The organism is Rhodococcus ruber (assembly GCF_027270735.1).
Classification (GTDB): domain Bacteria; phylum Actinomycetota; class Actinomycetes; order Mycobacteriales; family Mycobacteriaceae; genus Rhodococcoides; species Rhodococcoides rubrum_A.
On record NZ_JAPWIJ010000001.1, the window covers coordinates 476,309 to 489,713 of the forward strand.

The window sequence follows — 13,405 nt, forward strand, 5'->3', positions numbered from 1 at the left end:
GTACTACAGAACCTGCGACAGAAATGCTTTCAGTCGATCGGTATGAGGATCGTCGAACAACTGCTCCGGAGTTCCGGTTTCGACGGCGCTACCGTGATCCATGAAGAGCACCCTGTTGGACACCGATCGCGCGAAGCCCATCTCGTGGGTCACCACCACCATGGTCATGCCGCCCTCGGCGAGGTCGGCCATCAATGCCAGCACTCCCTTGACCAACTCGGGATCGAGAGCTGAGGTGGCCTCGTCGAAGAACATCACTTCGGGCTTCATCGCCAGAGCGCGGGCAATGGCGACGCGCTGCTGCTGTCCGCCCGAGAGATTGCCCGGACGCGAGTCCGCCTTGTCGGTCAGCCCGACCAACTCGAGTTGATCCATCGCCGCCGCGCGGGCAGCCTCCTTGGACAGGCCGAGCAACTTCTGTGGGCCGAGTGCAATGTTGTCTGCAACGCTCTTGTGCGGGAACAGGTTGAACTGCTGGAACACCATGCCGATGCGCTGGCGCAGCTTGTCGGGGTTGTCTTTCAGAACCGACTTGCCGTCGAGCAGAATGTCACCCTGCTCCGGCTCGTGCAGTCGGTTGAGAGCGCGCAGCAACGTGGATTTGCCTGATCCGGACGGGCCGATCACCGTCGTCGTCGTGCCGGCCGGAACGTCGATGCTCACCCCGCGCAGCACCTTGTTGGTGCCGAACGACAAGTGAATGTCCTTGCCTTGCAATGAAACACTGCCTACGGACGAAACAGAAGTCATGTCAGCCTCTTTCCACGACGACGGCCTGCTCCACCGGATCGAGCGTCTGCTCGGCCTTACCGGTGCGCAATCGCTTGTCGATGTAGTTCACGAGATGGGTGAGCGGCACGGTCAGCACCAGGTAGAACAATCCGGCCGCGACGAGGGGCGACAGGTTTCCGGTCTGCGCGTTGAGATCTCGTCCGACGGCAAAAAGCTCACGCTGGGTGGCGAGCAGCCCGAGGAAGTAGATCAGCGACGAGTCCTTGATCAGGGAGATGAACTGATTCATCAGCGCCGGCAGGACGCGTCTGACACCCTGCGGGACGACCACGAGGTTCATCGAACGTCTACGGCTGAAGCCCAGTGCCCGTGCCGCTTCCATCTGCCCGGCCTCGACGCTCTGGATGCCGGAACGGAAAATCTCACCGATGTACGCCGCGGCGAGCAGCGAGAGTGCCGCAGCGCCGAGCCAATACGGATTACCCCCGGTCAGGCCCTGCACCACCGGTCCGATACCGAGTCCGATGATCAGAATGATGACTACCGCGGGCAGTCCGCGGAAAATGTCGGTGTAGACGCGGGCCGGCCAGCGCAGCCAGCGTGTGCGAGACAGGCCGGCCAGTGCCAGCAACATGCCCAGAACCGTGCCGATGATGCCCGACGCCAACGCCAGAATCAGCGTGTTCGGCAGACCCACCTTGAACAGGTCGGGGATGGCCGACTTGTACAGCGACCAATCGAAGAACGTATCCCCCAGCTGCGCCAGCGTCGATTTGGGTTGAACGGCAACGGCTTCGGGAGCGTCCGCGTCGTTCTGAGCTGCTATGGCCGCGAAGTCGGGTAGCTCCGGCTGTGGGGCGGCCTTGCTACCCGGCTTGAAGCCGTCGGGCAGTTCGCGCGGGACCCAGTCGGAGTAGAGGGTGGCCCACGTACCGTCGGCGATCACCGCGTCGAGGCCGGAGTTCAACGCGTCGATCAACGGTTGATTGTCGCGGGCGACAGCCCAGCCGACGAAGTTGTTCAGCGAGAACGTGTTCTGCGTGATCGCGGTGCCGTCCTCGGGCTTGACCAAACCCTCCGCCTGCTGTGACGGTGCGACCCATGCGTCGATCTGGCCGGTCTTGAGGTTCGCGTACGCAGTGTTGTAGTCGGGGAACTTCACCGGATCGAGGCCGAGCGTGTTCACCACGTAATCGTCCTGCACGGTGCCCTGCACCACGCCGATCCTGGTGCCCGGGTTCAGGTCCTCGAACTTGGTGATCGGACCGCCGGCCTTCGCAACGAGGGAGAAGTAACCGAAGTCGTAGCCGTTGGTGAACCCGACGGTGTTTCGCCGCTCGTCCGTTGTCGTGATCGAGGACGACCCGACGTCGAAGCGGCGGCCCGCTACCTGCGCGAGCAGGCCCGAGAACTCGGTGCCCGAGAAGTTGATCTGCAGGCCGAGCTTCGCGGCGACGGCCTTCAGCAGTTCGTTGTCGTAGCCGGTGTACTGGCCAGCCGAGTCCAAGCAGATGCTCGGCGGGGCATCGGACAGCGTGCCGACAGTGAGGACGCCCGGTGTCGCCAGTCCGAGGGATCCAGTGTCGATCCGGTCCAGCGGGGTGACGTTCGCCGTCGTGTACTTGTCCTCCGTCGCGGCAGCGGCCGCGGCATCGAAGTTCGTCGGAGTGGACGACGCACTGTCGACACCGGGAGGGGCACACAGGTCTGTCGGACCTGCGGCCGCCTGATCATCGGAAGAGGACGTCCCACACGCGGCGAGCGTGACAGCCATCAACAGTCCGAGAACGAGAACCACGAGCGCGCGTGAAGCGCGTACGGCAACCATGGACAAAACCCTAAGCGGACCAGGGCCCACTCACCCAAACGGCCGCCGCGCAAGGGTTTCGCTCAGCGAACTGACGTGATGTGTCTCTACTTGTGCGAGTCGCGCCACGCGATCGCCTGGCCCAGCTCGGCCAGGTCGTAATCGGGCCCGTTGACGCCCACGGTGAACAGCGTTGCTCCAGCGTCGACGAAGTCCGCAGCGGTGTCCGCGCCCGGCCACGAGACCGAGCGGGTGATGCCCGAGACGTCGCGTCCGACGGTGGTGCCGTGCTCGGCGAGGATCTCCGACTTGCGCTTCAATGCCTCGAGGTCGGCGAAGCTGTGCCAGATGTGCGCGTACTCGGCCACCATCTTCAGCGTCTTCTTCTCACCGCCGCCGCCGATGAGGATCGGAATGTCGCGGGTGGGTGCCGGGTTTCCGACGTCCAGGCGGTGTCGGATTCTGGCCAGGCTCTCCTTGAGCAATGCCAGACGCGAACCGGCCGTGCCGAACTCGTAGCCGAAATTGTCGTAGTCCTTCTCGTTCCAGCCGGCTCCGATGCCGAGGATCAAGCGGCCGCCGCTGATGTGGTCGACGGTGCGCGCCATATCGGCCAACAGGTCGGGGTTGCGGTAGCCACCGCCGGTGACGAGGGCACCGATTTCGACGTTCGACGTCTGCTCGGCCCAGGCACCCAGCATCGTCCAGCACTCGAAATGAGCACCGTCGAGATCGCCGTACAGCGGATAGAAGTGATCCCAGTTGAAGACGATGTCGACGCCCGCATCCTCCGACCGCAACACCGCGTCGCGGATGAGTTGGTAATCGGGCGCGTGCTGGGGCTGAAGCTGAACACCGATCTTGACGGTCATGTAGGTCTCCTCGTCGTGTGGGCTGCGTCTCCCATGATGCACCCGAATACGACTAGCCGATGCGGACGCCGCTCTCGGCCATCATCGCTCGCAGTACGAACCCGGCCTCGGAACCGATGAGCTCGCCGACGAGGGTGATGTAGCGATTGACGAATGCGCCTCCGTGTTGCTGCTCGTTCTCGTCTGCGAAGTGGTGCGCAAGTTCGTGCAGAACCACCAGTTCCCGCAGCGCCCACGCTCTGTTGCCGTGATGCAGGGGAACGGCGATGGTGGCCGTGTCCGGTTCGTAGTGCGCGGCACCCGAGCCCGAACGAGCTCGGACGGTGATCACACGACCGGCGGCGGGCCACGTGGCCGCGACCCAATCCAGTGCCAACACCGCATCGATGTATGCCTGCACCGATGCGATGGAGGCGAACTTGCGCTCGACCGGCAACGTGATCTGCGAGCCCATCACCTGCACGGCGCGAATGTCGCGCTCCTCGGCGCGATCGAACATGGTGCGCACCAACTGCTCCGCGTCGTACACCGCGGATCGTTGCGTGTCCCTCGCCCTGCTCACTCGGTCAGCCTAATTTGTTTCGCCCGCTCGACTCGCCTACTGTCACCTATCGACAACGATTGTCGAAGTCGTTCCCAGTTTCAGCGTTCAGGAGATCCCGTGCTCGTCGTCGATGACCTCTGCATCGTCGCCGGACGCACCCGCATCGTCGATCGCGTGTCTTTCGAGATACCCGACGGTCGACGCCTGGGTCTCCTGGGTGCCTCGGGGTCCGGCAAGTCCTCGATCGCGTCGGCTCTGGTCGGTTATCTGCCGCCGGGCCTCACGTGCTCCGGTCGCGTCGTGGTCGACGGCCACGACGTTGTAGGCGTCCCGACGCCGCAGCGGCCCCACTCGGCCCGTCCCGGGAAAGTGTTCCAGGACTCGGCGACCGCGCTCAATCCGATGGTCACCGTCGGCGGGCAGTTGCGCACTCCCAATGCAGACGCTCTGCTGAAACGAGTGGGTTTGCACGACACCGCCCGCGTTCTGGCTTCGCACCCACTCGAGCTGTCGGGCGGCCAGCGTCAACGTGTCTGTATCGCACTGGCATTGGCGCGTCGGAGCTCGCTGGTGATCGCCGACGAACCGACGACCGCGCTCGACGTGGTGAGCCAGGCGCGCGTTCTGGACGCGTTGCGAGAGGTACCCTCGCTGCTGCTGATCACCCACGATATCGCCGTCGCCGCGCAAGTGTGCGATCACCTGCTGGTCCTGGATTCCGGCCGGATCGTCGAATCCGGTTCCACTACAGAGGTACTGAAGAACCCACAGTCGGCATCGACGCGGCAGATGATCGATGTAGCAAGGGCGGCAGACCCGTTCCGTCAGCTGGTTGCATCGTGAGCGCGGAAGGATCTGTCGGTCTGGTTGCCACGGCAGTCACGAGGCAATTCGACCGGCACCGCACGTCCCACACCGCCGTGGATGCGGTTTCGTTCGCGGTGCCGGCGGCCGCGCGTATCGCGGTGGTCGGTGAATCCGGCTCCGGCAAAACGACGTTGCTGCGTCTACTGCTGGCCGTCGATGCACCGAGCGGTGGAAAGATCACTCTCGATGGGCAGCCCGTGCGGCCCGGACCGGCCCGAGGCATGCGGTGGTTCCGCCGTCGCGTGCAGTACATCCCGCAGGACCCGGCGACGAGTCTCGACCCGCGCCGCAGCGTCCTCGACCTGGTTGCCACCCCGCTACGCCTACTCGGGGTCGAGGGCGATCACCGCGTCATGGCAAGCAACGCGTTGTCGGCCGTAGGACTCGATGCGCGGTTCCTCGCTCGCCGACCGGCCGAGCTGTCGGGTGGACAGAGACAACGCGTCGCCATCGCCAGAGCAGTGGCCTGCGCGCCGCAGTACTTGATGGCGGACGAACCCGTCAGTGGTCTCGATCCCGACCTACGAGAGCAGGTGCTCGACGTCCTGGCCGGTCTACCGGGCGCGTTGCTGATCGTCAGCCACGACCTGTCGGCCGTGGCGCGGCTGTGCGCCGACGTTTCGGTGATGCACGCCGGCCGCATCGTCGAAACAGGCACCGTACGAACCGTTCTGACCCAACCCCAGCACCGACACACCCGTGACCTGATCGACGCCGTCCCCCGGCTCCCGTAAGAACACCAGGAGTTATCTTGACCAGCAACATGTTCCGCATCGGTGCCCTCGCAGCAGTGGGCACGCTGACGCTCACCGGATGCTTTTCCTCCAGTTCGTCCTCTTCCGACGACGGCGAGAACCGGGTGCGCGTCGCGATGCTGCAGCCACCTCGTTCGGGCCTGTCCCAGTTCAGTGACGACGCCTTCAAGCTGTCGCGCTGGTCCACGGCCGAGACGTTGATCGTTCTGGACGATCTCGGTGAGGCCGAGCCGGGTCTGGCCACCGCCTGGAACCGCGTCGACGACCGCACCTGGAACTTCGACATCAGGCCGGACGTCACGTTCCACAACGGTGCCGCGCTCGACGCAGCGGCCGTCGTCACTGCACTCACCGCAGCCACACAGTCGGCCCCCAAACCTCGCATCCTCGACGGGGTCGAGATGACGGTGACCGCAACCGACGGGGACACCGTGGCCGTGACGACGGCCGACGTCGATCCATTGGTGCCGCAGCGACTCTCGAGCCCGCAGTTGGCCATCCTGGCACCCGAGGCGTACTCGGCGGGCAGCAGCGATCCGATCGGAACCGGCACCGGGCCGTTCGTGTTGAAGGCCGTGAACGGCACGTCGACAGCAACTCTCGACCGCAACGAGAACTATTGGGGAGAGCCGGCGAAGGTCTCCGGCATCGACGTCGACTTCGTACCCGACGGCACGGCACGCGCCGCCGCGCTGCGTAACGGCACAGCCGATGTGGTGGAGGCGATTCCGGTGTCGCAGGCCGCCAACGTCGACCAGGCTCTCGTGCACGAGGTGCCGATGCCGCGCACCAACACGCTGTACCTGAACACCGCGTCCGGGGTCTTCGCCGACCCGGCCATGCGCGCAGCCGCCCGGGAGTCGATCGACCGCGACCGTCTGGTCGACCAGGTGTACGAAGGGCGCGCCGACGCGGCGAACGGACTGCTCGGCCCGGCTCTGCCGTGGGCCGCCGACCGTCCGGCGCGTACGCAGACCCCGGCCGGCGACGCCGCAGGGAAGAAGATCACCCTCGCCACGTTCACCGATCGGGCCGAACTCCCCGAGGTCGCGGTGCTACTGCAGCAGCAGCTGGAAGCCAAGGGTTTTGTCGTCGAACAGGTCGTGCGCGAATACCAGTTCATCGAAACCGATGCTCTCGCCGGCGTATTCGACGCCTTCATTCTCTCCCGCGCCACCGTGCTCGACTCCGGTGACCCGGCCGCGTACATGTATTCCGACTTCGCCTGCGAGGGGTCGTTCAACATCTCGCAGTTCTGCGACCCGCAGGTCGACACCGCGTTGGCCGACGCCGCAGCCACCGATCCCGGCGACGCTCGTCGCACCGCGATCCTCGAGGCCGAGAAGCTGATCCTCGAAAGGGACGCCGCGGTGCCGCTGCTGCACGAACGCGTCATCCAGGGAGAATCCGAGAACGTGACCGGTGTTGCACGCGACCCACGCGAGCGCACGTTGATCACCAACCAGACCGCATTCGAGTAGGCAGTGAGAACGACTGTCTCACGGCTGCTCTCGGTGGCGAGCGTCGTACTTCTCGTCGGCATGCTGCCGTGGCTGTCCGACCGAGATCCCGCGCTGAGCATTCTGCGGGCACGATCGGCCGAGCAAGAAGCCACCCCCGAGGCACTCGCCGCCATCCGCGCCGACCTCGGCCTCGACGCGGGCCCACTACGAACGTTCTGGAACTGGCTCACCGGGCTCGCGTCGGGTAACCCCGGGACATCCTGGAACACCGGTAGACCCGTACTGCCCGGTGCGCTCGACGCGCTGTCCGTCTCGCTGACTCTGATGGCGTTCGCGATGGTCGTCGCAGCGGTCACGGCCGCCCTCGTCGTCGGGCCTAGCATGCGTGCGGGACTGCGCGGTACCCCGAAACGCACCGGCGGCAGCATTGCGGCCGCCCTGACGTCTCTGCCGGAGTTCCTGCTGGCATCGGTACTCGTGGTCGTCGGAGCAGTGTGGTTGTCGTTTCCGGCCTACGGGTGGAACGGACCGGAGTACGCGGTGTTACCCGCACTGGCACTGGGCCTTCCAGCGGGTGGCTTGCTCGGTCGCCTCCTCGCCGACGCCGTGGCGGTCACCTTCACCGAGGGATGGGTCATCACGTGGACGGTGGCCGGGTTCTCTCGGCGGCAGATTGCCGTCGCTGTGCTGCGCCGCGCACTTCCGGGTATTGCTTCGCAGATAGGTCTGGTCATGGTCGCCATGACGGGCGGCGCTGTGGCCGTCGAAAAGGTATTCGCCATACCGGGATTGGGTCGCGCCACCCTTGGTGATGCGCAGTCTCAGGACCTTCCTGCGCTGCAGATCGACATTCTGCTCCTGCTGGCGGTCAGCGCTGCCCTCGGTATCGCGGCAGAACTTGCCCGACGGCTGCTCCTCGGCAGCGCAATACATGAGAAGGCGATGCCGATCCCGTCCGGTGTCTTCCATCCGTCGCCGCGAAGGTGGCTCGCGCCGATCGTTGCGGCGTCTGCCCTCGCCGTGATGGTGATCGCTGGTCTTCCGCGCGATGGACAGGCAACGACGAGGGAGAAGTTCGCTGCTCCATCTCTTGCCTACCCGTTCGGCACGGACGCGTCCGGGCGAGACCTGTTGGCCCGGGTCGCCGACGGTGCAGTGCGGTCGATCGGACTCTCGCTGGCTGTCACGCTCGCGGCGCTGGTGGTCGGTGTCCTGTTGGGTCTCGTTCCACGCGCGTCGAGGGGCCCGGTGGAGGTGACCAACGCGGCACCGCCGGTGGTCACCGGAATTCTGATCGCGGCGGTCTGGGGTCCGAGCGCAGGCGGGGCGGCCGTCGCGGTCCTGATCGTCACGTGGGCTCCGCTTGCGGCCCACACCGCCGCGCTCGTCGAGGAGACCCGGGCTCGGCCATATATTTCCATTCTGCCCACGCTCGGGGCAGGCAACCCAAGAATTCTGTTCGGATCCGTCGTGCCCACCGTGGTTCCGGTAGTGCTGCGGCACGCCATGATTCGTCTGCCCGGAGTCGCGCTGGCCCTGGCCGCACTCGGATTTCTCGGTCTCGGACCGCAACCGCCGACGGCGGACTGGGGATTGATCCTGTCCGACGGAGTCGCAGCGGTGGAGAGAGCACCGTGGGTGGCGGCAGCCCCGCTTGCGTCGTTGATCGCCCTCGCTGTTCTCGCTGTATCTCTCACCGCGGCCACGTCGGGTCGAGTGCGGTCGACCGGTACCGTCGTCGAGACAGTCGATGCAGGAGGGCGCGTTACATGAGTTCGAGGACCGACAGGTCGCCGACGCGATGGCGGTGGTCGTTTCTCGTCGATCTACGGCGGGCCACCCCCACCGTCCGACTTCTCGTACTCACCCAGATGACCTTCAACATCGGCTTTTTCATGGTGTTGCCGTATCTCTCGGTGCATCTGACTTCCGATCTGGGACTCGGGGCGGCGCTCGTCGGTGTCGTGCTCGGAATCAGAACCTTCTCGCAGCAAGGACTGTTCTTCGTCGGTGGCACCCTCGCGGATCGGTGGGGCATCAAGCCGGTAGTCCTCGTCGGCTGCGTGCTGCGGGTGGCGGGTTTCGTGGCCCTGGCGTTCGCCGATTCGCTGCCGGCGGTGCTGATCGCTACGGTATCGATCGGATTTGCAGCCGCATTGTTTTCTCCCGCTGTCGAATCCGCGGTCGCAATCGAGGCGGGAAAGAGCGAACGCAGTGGTTCCGTTACTCGGGTGGAGACGTTCGCGCTCATGTCGGTCTGTAGCCAGATCGGTTCGTTCACCGGCCCGCTCGTCGGATCACTCTTGCTGTTGGCCGACTTCCGGGTCGCGTGCCTCGTCGCCGCAGGCATTTTCGTCCTCGTCATCGCCGCACACATCCGATGGTTGCCACGTGAGCCCGGCGAACATCGTGACGATCCGTGGCTCTCGGGCTGGACCGATGTGGTGCGCAACAGAACCTTTGTGTTGTTCGCGGTTGCGATGAGCGCGCAATTGGTGGCCTACAACCAGCTGTATCTGCTGCTGCCCCTCGAGGTGGAGCGGGCGTGGGGATCGCAGACGGTGCTGGGGTGGTTCTTCGCGATCTCGGCGGTGCTCGTGGTTTCGGCGCAGATGCCGATCACCCGACGCGTCGCGAATATGGCACCGCGACTCACGCTGCCGATCGGATTCGCAGTCATGGCAGCGTCTTTCGTTCTCGTCGCCGTTGCTGCGCCGTTCGAACTGCACGGATGGCTGGGGTTGGTCCCGGCGGCACTGTTCGTGTTGCTTCTCGCTCTCGGACAGATGATTGCCATGCCCCAGGCCCGGGACCTGGTGCCGCGCATGGCTGCCGAACGTCGACTGGGCTCGTACTACGGCTTCATGGCCTCGCTCGGCGGCATAGGAGTACTCGTCGGATCGATCTCACTCGGAGCGGTGATCGATGCCTCCCCCGACACTGGCTGGGGAGCTGCGATCCCATGGCTGGTCGCTGCGCTGTTCCCCATTGCCAGTGTCGTCGGGCTGCGCGTGGTGCTCGCTCGGCTCGACTGACCACAATCCCGATTTCCCCGCCCCGCCGTCCCCCATTTCCCCGCCCCCGTTCCCCCGCAAACGCGCGCGCGTTCGCCATACGCGAGCGGATTCGCTCCCGATTCCGCGCGCACCTGGCAAACGCGCTCGCGTTTGCGGCGGCCTCGGCTACACCCAGCGTCACCCCTCCCCCGCACGGAGAGTTCACTCTCCCCCAGGGGTAGGGGTCAGAATATCGACATGAACGGTTTGCTGACGATCGGCGAGTTCTCTCGGATCACGCACCTGTCAGTGAAGACGCTGCGGCGTTATCACGAGTCGGGGCTGCTCGAACCTGCCACCGTCGACAATTTCTCCGGCTACCGGTACTACGCCACGGCTCAGGTCGCGACGGCGCAGATCATCAGTCGGTTCCGCAGCATGCAGATGCCCGAGCGTGAGGTGCGGGCCATCGTCACCACACCGAATCCCGACGAACGAGCCCGGTTGATCACCGAGCACCTCACTCGACTCGAGCGGCAGTTGGACGACACCCGATCAGCGGTGACCGCCCTGCGCCGATTGTTGGATCCGACGCCGCCGACCATCGAGGTTCGACGCATACTCACCGAGAAGTGTTCGGTAGCAGCTATTTCGGAGTCCGTGGACGCGTCCGAGGTGCTCGGTTGGTACTCCGAGGCGATGGCCGAGATCGACGCAGTCGTTTCCGACACCACCGGACCTCCGGGCGGGCTCTACGACAACGAGTTGTTCACCGAAGGGCGCGGGGTCATGACCGTCTACGTTCCGACCCCAGATGCACCGTGTCTGAACAGAATTCGGCCGATAATGCTGCATCCCACCGAACTCGCGGTGACTGTTCATCACGGCCCTCACGACGACATCGACGTCACATACGGAGCTCTGGGGGTATACGTCGAGACGAATGGCCTGGCTATCGCGGGTCCGGTCCGCGAGGTCTACGCGGTCGGGCCGCGCGAGACCGAGAATTCGACGTTGTGGCGTACCGAAATCGGATGGCCGGTGTTTGCGGCGACGTCGACCGCGCCTTGATCAGCGACCCAGCTGCCTGCTTGCTCCGTCGAGTTCGGCGTGAGCACCGATTCTTGCGTTTCGCCCCGCCCGATCCCCGGCCTTACGTGCGCCCTCGGAGTACCCGGCGTTCGCGCTCTGCCCCCGCCAATGTCCACGCGCAGTCGAGGTCTGCCGATAATAGTCGCGCAGCTCGATCTCTTTGTCGCGCAGCACCAACGCGGTACCGGCACCCTGCTGTTCCTGAGCGATGGCCTTGGCCTCGGTATCCTTCTTCACCTCCCCGAGACGCTGACCGATGCGCGACGCGAATGCCGTCTGGAAGTTCAATCGGGCCGTCACGGCAGCGACGGGTACTTCCTCGCGTCGGGTGTACCGTCGACGATTCTTGATCTCGGTGACGGTACGAATGGCCGTCTCGGACCTGTAGGCACCGGATTTGATGTACGCATCCGACGCCCGCACCATCTGGATCAGCAGAGACGAGTACAGGGCCTCGGTGGTCTCGATGTCGGAGTCGAAGCCGTAGGCGAACACCTGCGTCGACGATCTGGACACGTCGCATTGGACGTCGTTCGCATGGGCGATGGCGACGAACAGTTGAACGTAGGTCTTGAGCCCACGCTTGCCCGGTTCACCGATGGGGACGACCTTCTGGGTAGGCGTCGCCTGCCGTTCGCGGGATGCGCTGTGCGAACGCGCGACGGCCAGATCCACCGATGCCGACGTGGCCAAACGCTGCGCAGCCTCCATGAAGGCCTCGGCCTCGTGGGGGTTGTCGGTGGACTCCGCCTGGCGCAGCAACCCGCCGATTCGCGTCAGCATCTTGTCCGAACTCATGAGCGAAAGGGTACCGGGCACCCCCGACAAGTCCGGGTTGACCGATTCAGGAACGCGATAATGACCCCTATGCGGTGAGTTGTGTGCCACAGTACCCATCGACATATGTGTCGGGGGAGCATCACAGCACGATTCTGCGTGCCCATCTCCGGGCGCATACCACCGCGTAGAAGTAAGTGGAGAAAACAATGGCGTCTTTGATCACGAAGGTGGCAGTGGTTGCAACAGCAGCCACGCTGCTGACGCTCACCGGATGTTCGAGCGACAGCGGATCGAGCGGCGATTCGGGTGCTGCTGCATCCGAAAACGCCGACGGCCGTGGGCCTATCACCTATGTAGAGGGACAGGACACCACCGAGACCGGTGTCGTCCAGCAGATCATCTCGGAGTGGAACTCCAGCCACCCCGACGAGCAGGTCACCTTCAAGGAACAGTCCGCCGACGCCGATCAGGCCCACGACGACTTCGTTCAGCAGCTCCAGGCACAGCAGAGCGACTACGACGTGATGGCACTCGACGTCGTGTGGACCGCCGAGTTCGCGGCCAAGGGTTGGCTCGTGCCGCTCGAGGGCGAATTCGCACTCGACAACGCAGGCGTGCTGCCCGCGACCGTCGCGAGTGCGACCTACAACGGCAAGCAGTACGCCGCTCCGAAGAACACCAACGGTGGACTGCTCTACTACCGCAGTGATCTGCTCCCCGAGGCGCCCACCACCTGGGCCGAGCTCACCGAGGATTGCCAGGTCGCACGGGACAACAACATCGACTGCTACGCAGGGCAATTCGCCCCCTACGAAGGTCTGACGGCCAACGCGTCGGAGATCATCAACGCGCACGGCGGATCGATCGTGGCCGAGGACGGCAAGACCCCCACCGTCAACAGCCCGGAAGCCAAGGCCGGACTGCAGACTCTGGTCACCGCGTTCGAGACCGGCGTCATCCCGGCTCAGGACACCACGTTCAAGGAGTCCGACAGCCAGCAAGCGTTCCAGGACGGAAAGACGCTGTTCCTGCGCAACTGGCCGTACGTCTACGGCACCGCCGCAGAAGAAGGTTCGGCTGTGGTCGGCAAGTACGCGGTCGCACCCCTTCCCGGAGTCACCGGCGTGGGCACCTCGACGCTCGGCGGCTACAACGCCGCGATCAGCGCGTACTCCGAGAACAAGGCCACTGCTGCCGACTTCCTGCGCTTCATGCAGGGCGAGAAGGCACAGCGCATCATTGCCGAGGGTGCTTTGCCGCCCGTGCTCTCGTCGCTGTACGACGATCCCGCACTGATCGCCGCGATGCCGTACCTTCCCGCTTTGAAGGCATCCATCGAGAACGCCGTTCCGCGTCCCGTCACCCCGTTCTACCCGGCCGTCTCGAAGGCCGTGCAGGACAACGTCTCTGCCGCCATCAAGGGTGAGAAGAGCGTCGACCAGGCGATCACGGACATGCAGGCCGGTATCGAAACCGCCGGCGCCAACTGATTTCGGG

General features: G+C 65.0%; 12 protein-coding genes. 7 read left to right on the forward strand and 5 right to left on the reverse strand.

The window, feature by feature from the left end:
- Nucleotides 1-3: 3 nt before the first annotated feature.
- From O4220_RS02220 to O4220_RS02235, 4 genes are all read right to left on the reverse strand, one after another.
- Nucleotides 4-750 (reverse strand): amino acid ABC transporter ATP-binding protein, encoded by a 747-nt coding sequence (locus tag O4220_RS02220; RefSeq protein WP_269601920.1) that lies wholly within the window; start codon nucleotides 748-750, stop codon nucleotides 4-6.
- Between the two features lies 1 nt (nucleotide 751).
- On the reverse strand, nucleotides 752-2,560 hold the full coding sequence (locus O4220_RS02225) for an ABC transporter substrate-binding protein/permease (RefSeq protein ID WP_269601921.1): 1,809 nt from the start codon (nucleotides 2,558-2,560) through the stop codon (nucleotides 752-754).
- An 86-nt stretch (nucleotides 2,561-2,646) separates the two neighbouring features.
- Entirely contained in the window at nucleotides 2,647-3,411 is a 765-nt protein-coding gene (locus tag O4220_RS02230) for an LLM class F420-dependent oxidoreductase (RefSeq protein WP_269601922.1), read from the reverse strand.
- 52 nt (nucleotides 3,412-3,463) lie between these two features.
- Nucleotides 3,464-3,973 carry a TIGR04338 family metallohydrolase gene (locus O4220_RS02235; RefSeq protein WP_269601923.1) on the reverse strand — a complete coding sequence of 170 codons (510 nt, stop codon included), beginning with the start codon at nucleotides 3,971-3,973 and terminating at the stop codon, nucleotides 3,464-3,466.
- 99 nt (nucleotides 3,974-4,072) lie between these two features.
- Here O4220_RS02235 and O4220_RS02240 point away from each other — a divergent pair, with 99 nt between their 5' ends.
- The 6 genes from O4220_RS02240 (at nucleotide 4,073) to O4220_RS02265 (ending at nucleotide 11,107) form a co-directional block, all read left to right on the forward strand.
- Nucleotides 4,073-4,798, forward strand: coding sequence for an ATP-binding cassette domain-containing protein (locus tag O4220_RS02240; RefSeq protein ID WP_269601925.1), 726 nt, complete (start codon nucleotides 4,073-4,075; stop codon nucleotides 4,796-4,798).
- Entirely contained in the window at nucleotides 4,795-5,556 is a 762-nt protein-coding gene (locus tag O4220_RS02245) for an ABC transporter ATP-binding protein (RefSeq protein WP_269601927.1), read from the forward strand. Before O4220_RS02240 ends, O4220_RS02245 begins: the two co-directional genes overlap by 4 nt.
- Nucleotides 5,557-5,573: 17 nt before the next feature.
- Entirely contained in the window at nucleotides 5,574-7,058 is a 1,485-nt protein-coding gene (locus O4220_RS02250) for an ABC transporter substrate-binding protein (RefSeq protein WP_269601928.1), read from the forward strand.
- 3 nt (nucleotides 7,059-7,061) lie between these two features.
- Nucleotides 7,062-8,813: an ABC transporter permease subunit gene (locus O4220_RS02255; RefSeq protein ID WP_269601929.1), complete on the forward strand. Its 1,752-nt coding sequence runs from the start codon at nucleotides 7,062-7,064 to the stop codon at nucleotides 8,811-8,813.
- Nucleotides 8,810-10,075, forward strand: a complete 1,266-nt coding sequence (locus O4220_RS02260; RefSeq protein ID WP_269601930.1) for an MDR family MFS transporter — start codon at nucleotides 8,810-8,812, stop codon at nucleotides 10,073-10,075. Before O4220_RS02255 ends, O4220_RS02260 begins: the two co-directional genes overlap by 4 nt.
- 219 nt (nucleotides 10,076-10,294) lie before the next feature.
- On the forward strand, nucleotides 10,295-11,107 hold the full coding sequence (locus O4220_RS02265) for a MerR family transcriptional regulator (protein ID WP_269601931.1): 813 nt from the start codon (nucleotides 10,295-10,297) through the stop codon (nucleotides 11,105-11,107).
- On the opposite strand, the gene O4220_RS02270 is transcribed toward O4220_RS02265, so the two are convergent.
- On the reverse strand, nucleotides 11,108-11,926 hold the full coding sequence (locus tag O4220_RS02270; RefSeq protein ID WP_269601932.1) for a DUF2786 domain-containing protein: 819 nt from the start codon (nucleotides 11,924-11,926) through the stop codon (nucleotides 11,108-11,110).
- A gap of 188 nt (nucleotides 11,927-12,114) precedes the next feature.
- On the opposite strand from O4220_RS02270, the gene O4220_RS02275 reads away from it, so the two are divergent.
- The gene (locus O4220_RS02275; RefSeq protein ID WP_269601933.1) at nucleotides 12,115-13,398 is read left to right on the forward strand and encodes an ABC transporter substrate-binding protein; all 1,284 of its coding nucleotides are present in this window, start codon (nucleotides 12,115-12,117) and stop codon (nucleotides 13,396-13,398) included.
- Nucleotides 13,399-13,405 lie beyond the last annotated feature (7 nt).